The sequence below is a fragment of the Marivita lacus genome (assembly GCF_014637725.1).
GTDB lineage: Bacteria > Pseudomonadota > Alphaproteobacteria > Rhodobacterales > Rhodobacteraceae > Marivita > Marivita lacus.
Genome location: NZ_BMFC01000008.1, coordinates 110,553 through 125,749 on the forward strand (window position 1 = coordinate 110,553; position 15,197 = coordinate 125,749).

Annotated in this window: 13 protein-coding genes; 4 read left to right on the forward strand and 9 right to left on the reverse strand. The window is 62.9% G+C overall.

Annotation, left to right across the window (positions count from 1 at the left end):
• Positions 1 to 115: 115 nt before the first annotated feature.
• Both IEV82_RS15095 and IEV82_RS15100 read right to left on the reverse strand, forming a co-directional pair.
• Positions 116 to 496, reverse strand: coding sequence for a hypothetical protein (locus IEV82_RS15095; RefSeq protein WP_188482861.1), 381 nt, complete (start codon positions 494 to 496; stop codon positions 116 to 118).
• 157 nt (positions 497 to 653) lie between these two features.
• On the reverse strand, positions 654 to 1,418 hold the full coding sequence (locus IEV82_RS15100; protein WP_188482862.1) for a YciE/YciF ferroxidase family protein: 765 nt from the start codon (positions 1,416 to 1,418) through the stop codon (positions 654 to 656).
• A gap of 498 nt (positions 1,419 to 1,916) precedes the next feature.
• Between IEV82_RS15100 and IEV82_RS15105 the strand changes: the two genes are divergently transcribed.
• Positions 1,917 to 3,605, forward strand: a complete 1,689-nt coding sequence (locus IEV82_RS15105; protein WP_188482863.1) for a mechanosensitive ion channel family protein — start codon at positions 1,917 to 1,919, stop codon at positions 3,603 to 3,605.
• 276 nt (positions 3,606 to 3,881) lie between these two features.
• On the opposite strand, the gene ctaD is transcribed toward IEV82_RS15105, so the two are convergent.
• Both ctaD and IEV82_RS15115 read right to left on the reverse strand, forming a co-directional pair.
• Complete coding sequence (ctaD, locus tag IEV82_RS15110) at positions 3,882 to 6,392, reverse strand: cytochrome c oxidase subunit I (protein ID WP_188482864.1); 2,511 nt, start codon at positions 6,390 to 6,392, stop codon at positions 3,882 to 3,884.
• Positions 6,389 to 6,946, reverse strand: coding sequence for a cytochrome c oxidase subunit II (locus tag IEV82_RS15115; protein WP_229747843.1), 558 nt, complete (start codon positions 6,944 to 6,946; stop codon positions 6,389 to 6,391). The genes ctaD and IEV82_RS15115 overlap by 4 nt, the downstream gene beginning before the upstream one ends.
• A 150-nt stretch (positions 6,947 to 7,096) precedes the next feature.
• On the opposite strand from IEV82_RS15115, the gene IEV82_RS15120 reads away from it, so the two are divergent.
• The gene (locus tag IEV82_RS15120; protein ID WP_188482866.1) at positions 7,097 to 7,621 is read left to right on the forward strand and encodes a DUF2231 domain-containing protein; all 525 of its coding nucleotides are present in this window, start codon (positions 7,097 to 7,099) and stop codon (positions 7,619 to 7,621) included.
• Here the strand turns inward: IEV82_RS15120 and IEV82_RS15125 are convergent.
• Genes IEV82_RS15125 through IEV82_RS15145 form a run of 5 tightly spaced genes read right to left on the reverse strand, consistent with a single transcriptional unit; the run spans position 7,599 to position 12,280 of the window.
• Positions 7,599 to 8,099, reverse strand: a complete 501-nt coding sequence (locus IEV82_RS15125) for a CopD family protein (protein ID WP_188482867.1) — start codon at positions 8,097 to 8,099, stop codon at positions 7,599 to 7,601. The genes IEV82_RS15120 and IEV82_RS15125 overlap by 23 nt on opposite strands.
• Entirely contained in the window at positions 8,096 to 8,818 is a 723-nt protein-coding gene (locus IEV82_RS15130; protein ID WP_188482868.1) for a cytochrome c oxidase assembly protein, read from the reverse strand. The genes IEV82_RS15125 and IEV82_RS15130 overlap by 4 nt, the downstream gene beginning before the upstream one ends.
• Entirely contained in the window at positions 8,815 to 10,416 is a 1,602-nt protein-coding gene (locus IEV82_RS15135; protein WP_188482869.1) for a GMC family oxidoreductase, read from the reverse strand. The genes IEV82_RS15130 and IEV82_RS15135 overlap by 4 nt, the downstream gene beginning before the upstream one ends.
• Positions 10,413 to 10,910 carry a sugar dehydrogenase complex small subunit gene (locus tag IEV82_RS15140; RefSeq protein ID WP_188482870.1) on the reverse strand — a complete coding sequence of 166 codons (498 nt, stop codon included), beginning with the start codon at positions 10,908 to 10,910 and terminating at the stop codon, positions 10,413 to 10,415. The genes IEV82_RS15135 and IEV82_RS15140 overlap by 4 nt, the downstream gene beginning before the upstream one ends.
• The gene (locus IEV82_RS15145) at positions 10,907 to 12,280 is read right to left on the reverse strand and encodes a cytochrome c (RefSeq protein WP_188482871.1); all 1,374 of its coding nucleotides are present in this window, start codon (positions 12,278 to 12,280) and stop codon (positions 10,907 to 10,909) included. The genes IEV82_RS15140 and IEV82_RS15145 overlap by 4 nt, the downstream gene beginning before the upstream one ends.
• 982 nt (positions 12,281 to 13,262) lie before the next feature.
• On the opposite strand from IEV82_RS15145, the gene IEV82_RS15155 reads away from it, so the two are divergent.
• Positions 13,263 to 13,679: a ribbon-helix-helix domain-containing protein gene (locus IEV82_RS15155; protein ID WP_188482873.1), complete on the forward strand. Its 417-nt coding sequence runs from the start codon at positions 13,263 to 13,265 to the stop codon at positions 13,677 to 13,679.
• Positions 13,680 to 13,703: 24 nt separating this feature from the next.
• Positions 13,704 to 14,879, forward strand: a complete 1,176-nt coding sequence (locus IEV82_RS15160) for an extracellular catalytic domain type 1 short-chain-length polyhydroxyalkanoate depolymerase (protein ID WP_188482874.1) — start codon at positions 13,704 to 13,706, stop codon at positions 14,877 to 14,879.
• Positions 14,880 to 15,197: the final 318 nt, after the last annotated feature.

Sequence of the window (15,197 nt, forward strand, 5' to 3'; positions counted from 1 at the left end):
TTCCGCCGATCTGATTTTGCTCTATTTCACAGCTGGGTGGACGTCGCCGTTCACCACGTTCATGGAAGACGGCAAGACAGGCACCGCCCTTATGCTGAGGCATCCCGCCATGTCGTCATCCTGAATACTCTTGCATGAAGGCGGGCTTACACGCGTACGATTGTTTCATTTCGGGGCACGGTCGGATTTTACCAGCCAAAACCAGCTTTTTTGGTTCGATGACGTCCAACGCTTCGAAGTCGTGTGCCGATCCGCCCTGGTCGGCATCGTGGTTTTCCCCAAGATCTGGATCGGCGTGATTTTCCCTCGCGAGTTTAGGTTCATTCAGGATTTTCGTCATCCGTTTGTGGGTCGCGCGGCTCTTGTCCAGGTTGCTTTTGCGATCGTTTGGGGCCGGCATCGTCGGGATCGACCGGAAACTTTTCGGCCGGATCGAACTTTCGATGGAGCCTTTCGATCCTGGCGTTTTTTTGCTCTTGCGCGTCCGTTGGTCCATTTTTCGAATTCATAGCATGCTCCTCCCTTCAGGAAGCGCACCGAAATACGGACACTTTCCTGGTCCCAATGCTGATTGGTGCCAACGCGTGGGTTTCAATGAACGCACAGGCCGTCTCGCAGCGCTGCATTTAGGTCTCTTTGGCAACGACCCACAGTCAGGTTCGATCAGGTCGGAGGGAGGCGGCGGCGGCACTTGCCGGCACATCCGTCGGGGTGGGACGCATGGTGTCCGAGCGCTGGATCGTCGCGGCGGGGGCATCCTTGTCTCGGCTCTTGTGTGCCGTGGACGTCGAATCGGTGCCGGGTTTGTTGCCTGTATCGAGTTGCTGCCACAGGGTTCCTGACATTTGACTGTCCGCGGTCGGGGACACATCGTTTTCCGCCTGTTTGACCCTTTCTTTCTCGACGGCCGCCTCACGACCCTCCGTCGCCTTCAGTTCGACGAACCGCCGCGTGATCGCCTCGAGGTTGTCTTCGAACCACGCTGCCATCGCCTCCTCTTCCTGCAAGGTCTCTTCCAGTCGATGACGAAGATCGGGCTTGCCCGCCTCGTCGGCCAGCACGAGCAAGACGCGGTACGTCGCGATTTCCAGATGTTCCTGCATGAGATCGGCCGTCACGGCCTTCAGCTCGGCCTGATCGCCAAAGCTCTGAACTGAGGATTGCCCCAGCCCCATCGCACTCATCATAGCGTCCTTGACCATCGACGCAGAGTCGCTGCACGCTTCCAGCCCGGCCTCGAGCCGTCGTGCCTGATCTCTGGTCGACACGATGTGTTCTGTGACCCGCGCGTGAAGGTCAGGGTAGTCCTGGAAGAGGTCCAGATGCGCCTCGAGAACCTGGATCTGCTGTTTTTCAAGCGCGTGGGTGTCGCGCATGCTGGCGACCAGCGCCTTGTGCGCAGTCGCTTCGCGGGTCATCGGTGCTGGCGTGGTGTCACTGGGCATTGAAACGTCTCCTTTGTTACACCCTTTGTGAACGCGCAGAACGATCGGGCGTTCCGGGTCTCCTTTGCGCGCTAGATCGCGCATTTTGCGGGGAAACCGCGCCGGGCGAGATGTTCGACGTCGCCCAAGGCCCGCGGCAACTTTATACCGACCGGAACACCGGAAAAGCGGAGGAACTCCCGCGATCGGCAGGCGTTACATGACAACTGATACAACTCCGGTCGGGGTCGCAGCGCTTTGGCGACACCGGTGGCACATGACAGGCACCGATTGCCACGCAAGATTTCACAATCGACGAGGCCGCGCACAGGAGGCAGGCCATGGGTTTCGTGAAGAAGGCGCCCTACCGGGAGGAGCGCGCGTCCGGACCCCTCATCGAGGATTTACCATGGGGCGAACCGAACGGCAGAACAGGTGGGAAAAAACATTAATGACGCAAGCTGTCATCGTCTGCCAATTCGGTCAGGTTCAATGAGCGCTTTCTACAAGCGGGTCAAGCGCGGTATCTTGCTCGTCGCTGTGTGCCTTGCCGCCTTATTTGCGATCAGCATCCAAGTCTCGGCACAGGATGAACCGGCGCTCTGGTACGAGGTGGAGGCGATCAACCCTGGCCTCGACACGCCGCCAAGCGAAATCGACCGGAGTTCGCCACGCGCGACACTCAGAAGCTTTGTCAATCTTGCCGAAGCGGGCGATCATTGCACCGCCGCGCATGTCCTGAATCTTTCGCAACTGCCGCAAGACGAACAGAGGGCGCGTGGATCGGAACTCGCGGCCAGACTGGCGTCGGTCATCGACCGCAAACTACGGATCGACTGGGCGGGCCTTCCTGCCGAACAGGATGCCCGGACCACGGTAAGCGTGAACGACGAGGAGGGCTCGGTGCGTCAGCGGGACTACCTCCTCGAAGAGTTCGACGTGGACGGTCAGATCTATGCCATTCGTCTCACCCGCTACGCCGAGGAAACAGCGGTCGACGAAGCTGCCGACCCTGTCTGGCTCTTCTCGCGTGACACGGTCGACAATATCGATGTCCTTTACGACGCATTCGGTCCACGCGCCTTCGAGGCCCATATCCCGGACGGGATGAAGGTCAGGGTGGGCTGGTTACAGCTTTGGGAATGGATCGCCTTGCCCTTGGTGATTGGGGTTCTGGTCCTTGTTGGCAAGCTGACGTCAAGATTGGTCCGGCTGGGCAGGTATATCTCCGACAATCGCGTGGCGCGTCGCACATTCGATCGCGCGGCGCTGCCCCTGTCGCTCGTGGCTGCTGCGGGCGCGGCGCACGCGCTTCTGGGAATCATCGTGTCGCTGTCGGGGCCTGCCAACGCCATCATCACACCTGCGCTGGTGATGCTGGCCGTTGGCGGTCTCAGTCTTGCCGCCCTGCGCGCCGTTGACGCCCTGCTGGACCATGTGACCCGTCGGCATCTGGGTGACACCTACGACACACCGACCTCGTCCGAACGCGAGTTCTACACGTCGATGTATGCTCTGCGACGGATCATCCTGGTGGTCACGGTCGGCTTCGCGATCGTTTTCGTGCTGATGCAGTTCGACATCTTCGCCGACATGGGCCTGACCTTGCTTGCCTCCGCCGGTGTCCTGACGGTGATCCTCGGCATCGCGGGGCAGGTCACGCTTGGCAACATGGTAGCGTCCCTGCAGATCGCGATTGCGAAGCCTGTGCGCATCGGCGACAACATTCACTACGAAGGTGGCTGGTGCATCGTCGAAGCGATCTACTTCACCTTCATCCAGCTGCGCACATGGGATGACAGGCGGCTTATCGTGCCTGTCAAGTATTTCCTCTCCTATCCCTTCAAGAACTGGTCGGTCATCGATGAACGCATGCTCATCACCGTCCGGCTTGTCCTCGATCCGATGGCCGAGGTGACGGTCCTGCGCGACAAATTCAGTGCCGCCGCCAAGGCCGATCCCGATGTTGTCGAGCATGACAAGCTGTGTACCGCAATAACCGACCATTCGGCGCAGGGGATGACTGTCGAATTCTACGCAATGGCGCCGGACCCCTGGACAGCCTGGTTGGTCGAGATGCGACTGCGCGAGGAACTGGTGAATTTCGTGCGTATCGAACACCCCGGCTGGTGGTGGCGCGATCGGGTCACGATAGAAGCACAAGCACCCGGCAGCAGGTGAAGGGCGGAAATCGCCAGGCATCCCACATGGACTCCCGGCGACATCGCCAAGGATTGCCGGGTATTCGATCGCGGTGACACTGTCATCGGCAGCCGTCGTCTCATCATCTTCGGTACCGGCATCTTCAACAGTGGTCGTTTCGGCGTCTTCCATGTGCCGGCGGCCTGTCGCGTGGTGGTCGGATTGCTTTGCCAGAAGGCGCCATGACCAGTTCAGATGGTCGCGTCGCGGTGATCCACCCAGCGGAGGCGTCATCACTCTGTTGAAGGCAGTTGTTCAACCGGTCATCATCCGTGGCAGGATCAGGACAACACCCACTGCGACGACGCCGCTGATCGCGGTGAAATCCTGCCAGGCCGTTGTCAGGCGCAGATCGTGGTTGCGGCGCGGGCCGATAAAGCCGGCGCGCAGGCGGGTTGCGTTGCTCAACACGAACAGAGCCGCCACCCCAAGATGCAAACAGACATAGGCCAGAAGCGCAAAGCTGGCCGCCGCATAGCCATGGCTTTGCGGATCGGGTAAAGCGCCCGAGATCAGTGCAACCACAGCGGCAAGGGCTGTCAGCAAGGCCACGGCCTGCACACCTAGCCACGGCATCACCGCGCCCTGCCTGCGGAGCGCGACAGTTGCTGCGCGAGCCGCGATGGGTCCTGCGAACAGGCAGGTCACCACGACAAGCGGCAAGGTCAAACCGGCCTCGATCACCTCGACCGGGGGCCAGTTGGGGGCTACCAGCCAAAGATACACGACGCCAAAGATGAGCGAGATGAAAAACGCACCATCCGCGATCAGGGTCACGCCCATCGCCAGCACGGCAGGCGATGTCGCGGCCTCTGGATGCGGCGGAACGGACAGGCCAAGACCGATGGGCAACGGTCCGTGATCCCTTGGCTGGCCTGCCGATCGGGCACCCCAGACAAACAGGCAGGCCACCACGATGCTGGCGAAGACAGCGAGGGCGTAGTTCTTGAACAGCATCGACAGCACCACGAGTCCGGTGGTCAGTGCCAAAACCAGTGGCAGATATGTCGGGCGGGGCAGGATCACGATCTGATCGGGTTCTCCGGTCGTGATGTTCACGCCCAATGTCTCTTGCCAGCCATTGCGTGCAAAGCCGAGATAGCCCTCGCCAGCCGCCAGTGTCCTGCCGATTTCGCCGGGTGACAACCTGTCGGCCCGTTCGGAGATCCGCGGCAAGGAGGCAAACCCATAGGCCGCCGGTGGCGTTGGCGTGGCCCATTCAAGCGTTCCGGCCCGCCACGGATCACGCCGGAACCGCGGCCCGAAGCGGGCCTGTAGCAGGACATCAATGGCAATCAGCGCAAACCCCATCGCCAGCACAAAGCTGCCGACCGATGACAGCAGGTTGAGCGCGGTCCAACCTTCATGGCCAAGGTAGGTATAGACCCGCCGAGGCATACCTAGAAGGCCGGTCAGATGCATCGTCAGAAAGGTCAGGTTGAAGCCCGCGAAGATCAGCCAGAAGGCAGGAACCGACAGCCGGTGCACCGACAGACGCCCGGTGACATGGGGCATCCAGTAATAGAGCGCCGCAAGGATCGGAAAGACGAATCCACCGACCAGAACATAGTGGAAATGCGCGATCACGAAGTAGCTGTCATGGGCCTGCCAGTTGAACGGGACCATCGCCAGCATCACCCCCGTCAGTCCGCCGCAGACAAAGATGACGATGAATCCGAAGATGTAGAGCATCGGCACGTCCCAGCGGGGGCGTCCATGGGCCAGCGTCGCCAGCCATGCGAACATCTGCACCGCCGTTGGCACCGCCACGATGGCCGAGCCCAGAGAAAAGAACGCCAGCGCCATATGCGGAATTCCGGTCGTGAACATGTGATGCACCCAGATGCCGAAACTGACGAATGCCATTACGATGATCGAGGCCACCACAGCGCGGTACCCGATAAGCGGGCGTTGCGCGAAGGTCGGGATCATCGTCGAAAGGGCCCCTGCGGCGGGCAGGAAGATGATGTAAACCTCCGGGTGACCGAAGAGCCAGAACAGGTGCTGCCACAAAAGCGGATCTCCGCCGCGTTCAGGGTCGAAGAACGGCAGGCCAAAGGCGCGCTCCATCTCGAGCAGGACCGAGCCGAGGATCAGAGGCGGAAACCCCAGGACCATCATCAGCGCGGTCACAAGTATGTACCATGCGAAGATCGGCATCCTCGCCAGCGTCATTCCCGGTGCGCGCAGCTTGAGGATGGAGACGGTCAGTTCCACCGCCATCGTCAAGGCCGAGATTTCGACGAAGGTGACCCCCAAAAGCCAGACATCGGCGTTGATGCCCGGCGAATACACATCCGATGACAGCGGCGTGTACATGAACCATCCGCTCTGCGGTGCAACGCCTGCGAAAAGTGCCCCGATCAGGATCATGCCGCCAAACAGAAAACACCAGTAGCCATATGCGCTCAGGCGCGGGAAGGCCAGATCGCGCGCGCCGAGCATCTTGGGCAGCATGTAGAGTGCCAGCCCCTCGAGCATCGGAATCGCGAACAAAAACATCATGATCGTACCATGCATGGTGAAGATCTGGTTGTAGATCTCGGGCCCAAGGAACGCCGATTCCGGCGTGGCAAGCTGGGCACGGATCAGCATGGCCAGCATGCCGCCGATCCCAAAGAACACCGCCGCGGTGACCATGAATCGCACACCCACCACCGAATGGTTTACCGCAGCCAGCCGCTGCCAGCCCGGACCAGTGGCCCAGATGCGGGTCAACGCCTTGTGCAGGCGGATGGGGTCGATATCGGGCCGCGGCGCAGTCATGGCTCGGGCGCGAAGACGGGCGTTGACAGGGCCGCGGCCAAACCTTCGGGGTCATGTACCTGCACGTCAAAGCGCATGTGGGTGTGATCCAGGCCGCAGAACTCGGCGCAGAGCCCCTCCATGACTCCGGGCGCGCCTCCGATCAGCCGCAAGACATTCTCGCGTCCCGGCACCGCATCCATTTTCCCCGCAAGGCGTGGCACCCAGAAGGAATGGATCACATCGCGGCTTGTGATGACGATATCCACGGCCTGTCCGCTTGGCAGGTGCAGGATATCCTCGGTCTGCGCCCCGCCGTGGTCGGGGTAGTGGAAGGTCCAGGACCACTGTCGCGCCTCGGCCTCGATCCTTGGCACCGGGTCCGATGGCGACAGACGCTCTCCGGCGATCAGGGACACCAAGACCAGCGGTGGCAAGACCAGCGCGGGCAAGACCAGCCCCCCCCAGATGATCCAGGTTCGCCCGGACATCCGCGCGGCCCGGTCCGGTCGCAGGATCACCAGCGCGAACAGTCCGGTGATCAACGCCAACAACACGCCACTGCCCACGATCATGGTCCATCCAAGCTGGGCGAGGGAACGTGCGACGGGGCCTGCGGGTTGTAAGGTGGAAAGCGGGCCGTCGCAGGCACCAAGTGTCAGTGCCACGGCCGCCAAACCTGCATAGCGCCACATTTTGTTCAGATCTGCTCCGAAAGACTTGCCATGCGCGCCGAGAAAGACCCCTCCGCAGCCACCCCCGATCACAGCGCGCAAACGCCCGTACTTGACGCCGTGGCGCTGCACGCAACCGGGTCCGCCGCAGCACTGGTCGGCCACCCGGTGCACGCCATGCTGGTGCATTTTCCCATCGCCTTTGTCGTCGGCAGCCTGGGCGCGGATGTGTGGTGGTGGTTCACCGGAGATGCGTTCTGGGTGCGCGCCGGGCTCTGGGCGTCGGGATTTGCGTTTCTGGGAGGCATCGCTGCTGCTATCGCAGGCACGGCAGAACTGCTGCTCGTCAAAGGCATCCGCATCCGGGTGGCAAGCTGGACCCATGCCACGGCGGCGATGATGCTCATTTCGATCCTCGGCACAAACTGGGGCTTTCGCCTGACCGGGGGAGAGGTCTTGCCGCACGGCCTGGCGCTTTCCGGTCTTGGCGTGCTGTTTGCAGTCTTTGCTGGCTGGCATGGGGGCAAGTTGGTGCTGGATCATGGTGTCAGCGTCATGGCTGCGCCCAAGAGATGACCGGGGCCAGAACCTCAGAGAGCCCGCCAGGATGAAACAGGTCAGGAGCCAGCGCCAGCGCGTCGATCTGTGGCTTCCACAGGACCACCAGCAGCACCCCTGCCACGGCAGCAAGCGTCGCCATGGTCAGGGACATCGCGCCTGCCTTGCCGAAGTGCCCATCGGCATCGAACACCTGCAAGACCAGAAGCCCCAGGCGGACATGCAGGGCCGCCAGAACGCCCACGATGACCAGCTTGATGCTGAACCATTCCACGAAGGTGCCACGCAGGAAGACAAGCGCCGTACCGCTGGCGATCGCCACGAATGCAGCAGGCGACAGGATCGACACGTAAAGTGCCCGCACCAGCCGGTGCAGGCGGTGAAGATCTTCGCCCGTCAGGGAACGCCGCTGGAACAGCAGGAACGGCAAGGCGACAAGACCGCCCAACCAGATCGAGATCATGGTCAGATGCAGCAGCTTCATCATCCAGATCATCGCGCGAGCTCGGTTGCAAACAGGCGGCGCATGACCATCACCAGTGCCGCGCCGAGATAAGGCAGGATCGCAGGTACCCACATGATCAACCCGGCAAGCTGCTGATCCTCGAGCGGGCTGAAACCCCAGATCTCGGTTGTGTAGAAATGCGTGGGGTAGAGTGCTTGGGGGGCAAAGGCGATCAGTGCCCCCAACATCCCCATCTGCGCAACCATTGCAAGCAAGGCGGCAATGCCCGCACCTGGATCGGAATTCCGCCGCAACACCTCGCGCCACAGGGCCAGAGCCGCACCCAGCAGGCTGACCTGCATCAGCCAATATCCTGCAATCGAACCGATGGCCCAAGTGTAGATCCCCGGCACATGCCAGAGCCACAGCACGATCACGTTGATCGCGACCAGAACGCTCAAGGGCAGCGCCCGCCGCGACGGAAACGCCAGCGCCAGCAGCGGCGCCACGCCTGCGATCAAAAGGACATGATGCACAACACGGGCCGAGAACAACGCCGCGCTGAGCGCGCAAAGGGGCGAGAGAAAGACCACCCCGAGCAGTCCCACAGCAACATAGCCGGACCGTTGGGCGTCTCCGACAGTGTGCACCCGAAGTGTCACCGCCAAGGCACACAAGGCCAGCATCACCACCGGATCGAGGTTCCAGCTTGTCCAGACCTCTGCCGGGATCGCAGGCGTCCCGCAATAGGCAGTGACAGGCGCGATCATGTCTCGGCGATCAGGGTCTCGGCCAGCCGCAGGGCCAGTGCTGCGATGGTCAGCCCGGAATTGACCGTACCGCCAGTGCAGAACACCGACGGGCCTCCGATGTAGAGATTGGGGTGGTCATGGCTGCGGCACTCGGCATCCACGACAGAGTTGGCCGGATCCGTTCCCATGATCGTCGTGCCCATGATGTGGTTGTTGCCTCCGTATTCGTCATTCACCTCAACCTCCGTGCCGCCCAGAAGTTCCGCGATGCGGGCATAGTTTTCCAGTGTCGCCGCGGCGGCGCGCGCGACATAGGGTTCGATCTGGTAGGTCAGCAGCGGCTTGGGCAGGCCCATCGCATCCACCTGATCGGGGTGCGGGCGCACGCGGTTGTGCGCCTCGGGCAGTTGTTCGAGGAAACAATTGATCCCGACCTTGCGCACGACGCGGGCGCGGATCTCGGCGTCAAGTTCGGACCCGCGCAGCCCTTGGTCGATCAGTCGTTCGGTGATGCCGTCAAGATCGGACATGTTGCCCAGATGCAGCTTGCGACCCGCCATCTCGCCCCGGAAATCGCCGTCGCGCAGGCTGACGACCGAGGTCATTTCCTGCGGCCCCCGGCCGGGAAACACCGGCTTGTCCCACAGGAAGGAGACGGAGATGCCTGGATGGTCCATCAGGTTGCGCCCGACCTGGTCTGAGCGGTTCGCAAGCCCGTTCGGCAGCGCCTCCGAGGTCGACATCAGCATCAGTTTCGGCGTCTCGATCCCGTTGGCCGCCAGCACGATGCGTCGTGCCGTCATGCGGTGTCGCGATCCGTCGGGGTGAAGGTAATGTACAGCGGTGACCATCAGGCCATCGGCATCGGTTTCCACCGCAAAGGCCACGGCATCCGGGATAAGGCGTGCGCCTGCGTGTTCGGCCTTGAGGGCGTGCACATTACCGGAGTATTGCGCCGCGATAGGACAGATCGGCATGCAGTTGTTGTTGCCGCAACATGCCGCCCGCCCGTCATAGGGGGTCGAGTTGCGCGCGACGGGTTCGGTGACCACCCGAAACTCGCCACTGCCGTTCAACCGCTCGGCGAATTCGCGGTCCATGTAGCTGAGCGGCAAGGCCGCCATCGGGTAGGCGCCAGACCGCGGAGATCCCAGGTCCTCCTCCGACGGATCGGGGCCGGAGACACCGAGCTCGACCTCTGCCTGCGCATACCATGGCTCCAGAACCTCGTAGGACAAAGGCCAGTCACGACCGACGCCATAGAGGCTGAACAGCCGGAAATCATTGGGCAAAAAGCGCCAAGTCGCCGCGGCCCAATGCCATGTCGTTCCGCCCACCGCGCGGATATACTGCACGTTGTAAGGGTCATCACCGTCCTGCACGATGTAATCGCTGCCTGCCTGACCTTGTGGCGCATGGGTCGCGGCGACATAGGGCGCCATGAAATCGCCCTTGTTGGTGGCGTTGCGGTAGGCTTCGACCAAGTGATGTCTCTCGATGCGCGGCCCGGCTTCGAGGATGGTGACCGATAGACCCGCCTGCGCAAGCCGGTGGGCGATCAGGTTGCCCGACAAACCGGACCCGACGACAAGAACATCCGTGTCATGGTCGCTCATGGCCGCGCCTCGCGAAGCGGCAGCGGGCCGACATCGGGCGGGGATGCCCAAAAGCCCATCGTGCCGCCACAAAAGCTGCGCAGCGGAAGGATGTCTGTCGTGACCCGGCCCATCAGGGTGTGTTCATACCCGGTCAGGTGCGTACGACCGTCGATCTCGATCCGCCCCAGATACCAGCCGTGCAGGATACGCCGAAGAAGGTCATCCTGATCCGCCGTCACATCGGGCGTGGCGTCGGAGGCCGTGTCGTAAAGGGCTTGCAGTGCCTGTGACTGGCCTGTGTCTGCAAGCACGGCGAAAATTCGGCCGCCCAGCGTCAGTGACAGGGCATCGTGCCCGGTGAGATGTTGCGACAGGGCCATGAAATCCTCCGGTGCGATCGGTCCCGTTCGGGATGGCAGCGCTGGCTGAGCCTGCGCGATCCGCGCCAGTGCCAGAGCCTGAAGCGCGATCATTCCACCCAGAACGATGCGGCGATTGGGCGTGTGTGTCATTGTGTTGCTCCGGGATCTGGGGGCATCGCACCCGTGACGGGTGATGCGAACCCCGATAGCGGACCGGCCCCTGCCCCGGCCACCGGCCCGCTGGCCCGGAGCCGTGCAACGGTGTCGAGGGTCACAGTGTCGTTGCGCAGGTGGGCGGCAATGGCGGCAATCTGCGCGTCGCTCAGCACCTCGGAGAACCGCGGCATGTAACCTTTCAGAGATCCCGCGTCCGGTCCGATCCCCCACAGGACCACCTGAACGAGATTGCGCGGGTCCGGACCCGCAATGGTCGTGATTTCCGACAGGTCGGGAAAATCCCTGCCACGGGATGGACCACCCTTGTGGTGACAACTTGCGCAATTGGCAGAAAAAAGCTGCGCGCCGTCCTCGAAAACCGTGCTGCCCATCGGCGGGCGGTCTGTGTCCAATGCAGCGCGGGCGAGGCCTTGACCTGCGACTTGCGTCGTCGGTGACTGGGAGGAACGCGCCATCTGGTCCGCAAGGTAATGCGCAAGTGCTGCGCGGTCCGCCTCGGGGGCCAGCGCCAGACTGTCATGCACCACGGATCCCATCGGTCCTGCGGCGACCCCTTGGCCGGACGCACGCCCCGTCTCGAAATACGCGGCTAGCGACATCTCGGTCCAGACGTTCGGTGCGGGATTGGCCGCCGTCAGCGGCGGTGCCCACCAATCATGGGCCTCGCCTCCCTGATCGGCCCGATTTTCCGCAGCGCCACCCAGCAGATTGCGCGGCAGATGGCACGCCCCGCAATGGCCAAGCCCCAGCGTCAGGTAGGCCCCGTCATTCCATTGCTCGGAGTGCGACCTGTCAGCGGCGAAGCGCGTGTCGGAATGGAACAACAATTTCCACCCGGCAAGAAGCAGACGCAGGTTGGCCGGAAAGGTCAGGTCATTCGGCGGTGTCCGGGCGGCACTGGCGGTTTGCGCCATGTTCCAAGCATAGAGATCGGCCAGATCAGCATCGCTGACGCGTGCGAAATATTCGTAAGGAAAGGCCGGATAGAGATGTCGCCCTTCCCGGTCCACGCCTTCGCGCATGGCGCGGACATAGGCCTCAAGCGACCAATCGCCAATGCCGGTGGCACGATCGGGGGTGATGTTTGTACTGTGGATGACGCCAAAGGGTGTGTCGATGGGCAGCCCGCCGGTCAGCGCGTCGCTGCCTTCCACCGTATGACAACTTGCGCAATTGCCCAGCAGGGCAAGTCGCGCGCCTGCCGCGATCCGGTCCGGATCGCCCGGGGCCTCGGTCGGCGAACCTGCGGGCAGCGGCGCAATCTCGCTCCGCCAGGCGAGGATGGCAAAGCCGAGAACCCCGGCAAGCGCCACGCCTGCAATGCTGTAGAGAACCCTCCTCATCCCCCTGTCCGTTTACACAACGGACGGTCCAAGCGCGGACCGGTAACCGATACGGCCCCGTCGCCAAGATGTTTCTTGGCCGAGGCCGGCGGCGCGCGTTTGCGCGGGTTGGAGGAGTGGTGCGCAACCTCGGTCCGCACGCGGCGCAGCGCGCCAAGAAGATCGGCAAACACGAAACGCTGTACATGTGCAATGACCATGGCGGACTGACCACCCGGGTCGCGCAATGTCCGAAACGCCTGTCGCCCGGCGGAGTCCAAAAGCCCTGCTCGGTCCGACATCCGGTCAGGTCGCACTGACTTGTCCTGGTTCATCTCGAGATCCACTTGCATTGCCTATCGGATGGCTCACGCCCGAACGGCAGTCACCGGGACTGTCATCGCCAAGAACGCGGCTTGACCTGCGTGGCCCGTCGTTCAATCATCCGTTCCCCGGCAAAACGGCTTTCAAAGATGCTATGCCACGCCGGATATTCTGTGCAGGGCCGGAATCTACTCAGGCGACCGGCCGGGGGACGATTGGGGCAGATCACCGGGCGCACCCTCTGCAGTTGAAACAAGGGAATGCGGGAAACAGGCCGAAACCTTCGTCAGCGAAGGCAACCCCAACACGCAACCCGTGACGACCGCACCATAACCACCACGGAAACCCCGAAATCCACCGGCGCGATGATGTCCGACATTGGACGAAGGCGGAGTGATGCGCTTCGTCGCTCCGCATAGCGGTGGTGTGTCGTGCAGCAACGACAACCTGCACGCGTCGACGGACCAGATCGCCGGTGCGCCGTCGGTACCGTTCGACACCGTCGCCGTTCTGCCCGGCACGCACAGCCTTGCCGACACTCCCAGCGCCATGGACTTTCTGTCCAATGCCTTCGTTCATTGCCAGTTCGTCGGTTCGACCGAGCAGGCGTCTGACTTGATTAACACTCGATACCTGCCATATACCATCCCCATGGATGGTCAAAAGGATTTTGGCAGTCATGACACAAACAGGCGCAGTGCCCGCAAAGGCACCCGAGTCCGAAAAGATCACCATCAACCTGGGTCATGTCGATCTTGGTCATATCGAGTTGCTGGTGCGAGAAGGGTTCTATTCCAACCGCACCGATTTCATCCGCACCGCGATCCGCAACCAGATCGACCGGCACGCGGACACGGTCCGCCAGATCGTCGTGCGCAAGAGCGTCGATCTGGGCCTGCGCCATATCACGCGAGACGAACTGGCAACTGCACAGTCGGCCGGCCAGATGCTGGACATCCGCGTCCTTGGCCTTGTCGTCATCGCGCAGGATGTCAGCGCCGATTTGGCCAAGGACACGATTGCCGGCCTGTCCGTTCTGGGCACGCTGCATGCCTCCGAGGCGGTCAAAGCAGCGCTTGCCGACCGCATCACCTGACACCCGAACCCCTGAAAGTAGCCAATGACCAATCCCTTCACCCGCGGTATGGCCCGCGCCACCGACCTGACCCGTGCCGGCAAGCTTGATGAGGCAACGGCGTTGATCCAGTCGCTCCTGATGCCGAACGCCACACCTGAGCATCCCACGACGACGGGCGACGACACCGCCATCGAGGGCACGTTCACCCGTCTGGACGACGCAGACCCCGCGCCGCCCAAGGAACCCCCGGCATCCTCCACCGCAAGGACCGCTACGGGCAAGGCCCGCAAGGGGCTGGGCGACACGCTGCGGGGGCTCGCGGCGGGTGGCATGCCGCTCCGCGATGCGTGGGCCTCGACAGCGGTCGCGCTTCCCGACGGGGCGCAATTCCTGTCGCTGACGCATTCCGGCCCACAAGGCAGCCGGGATTACCGCCTATACGTTCCGGCCACGAAGCCAGAGGGGCCCATGCCGCTGATCGTGATGCTGCATGGTTGTACCCAGACGCCCGAGGATTTCGCCATCGGCACCGGCATGAACGCGTTGGCCGAAGAGGTCGGCTGCCTCGTCGCATGGCCCGCACAACCAAGCGGGGCGAACGCGCAGAAATGCTGGAACTGGTTCCGGCCCGAGGATCAGGGACGTGACCGTGGCGAACCGGCGCTGATCGCGGGGATCGTGCGCGACATCCTGCGCGAGCATCCAGCCGATGACGCCCGTGTCTACGCCGCCGGCCTGTCTGCGGGCGGGGCTGCGGCGGCCATCCTTGGCGCGGTCTACCCCGAAATCTTTGCAGCGGTCGGCGTGCATTCCGGCCTGCCGGTCGGCAGTGCGCGGGATATGCCATCGGCCTTTGCCGCCATGCGCAGCGGTGCCATTGGCGGGGGGCGGTACGTGGCGGTTCCGACCATCGTGTTTCACGGATCAGCCGACACAACCGTGCACCCCGGCAACGGCGATGCGGTGCTGGCGCAAGCCCTGCGGGACAAAACCGGTCTGACGCGCGGTCTGGTATCGGGCACGTCGGGGGGCGGGCGCAGTTTCCGCCAAACCCGCCATGACGATGCCGAGGGGCGCAGCGTCGCGGAGCTTTGGGAAATCGAAGGCGCAGGCCACGCCTGGTCCGGGGGGCAATCGGGGGGCAGCTACACCGACCCCAAGGGGCCGGAGGCATCGCGCGAAATGCTGCGGTTCTTCCTTCAGCACCACCTCTCCTGACGGGCGGCCGACACCAAGAACCCGCCCCGGCCGTCCCGATGGAACGCCCCCAAGGTCTGCGGATTGTCTCTGTGACCATCCCCGCAGACAGGGGGCGCGCGTAGAACGTGCAGTATCTGGACAATTGATCCAGGCTTTGCCGCGGGTCTCATCACAAAATTCATGATGCCGCGCTCCGCCGCGCTGGATCCGGGGAATGTCAGATCATGTCCGAGCCCATGCTTCGGGCGCACGACGGTCGCTATGTCGGAAAGACCGACATCTCCGAGATCGGATCGGTCATTCTGCAAACGAATGGCTCCTTGACCGTCGTGCTTT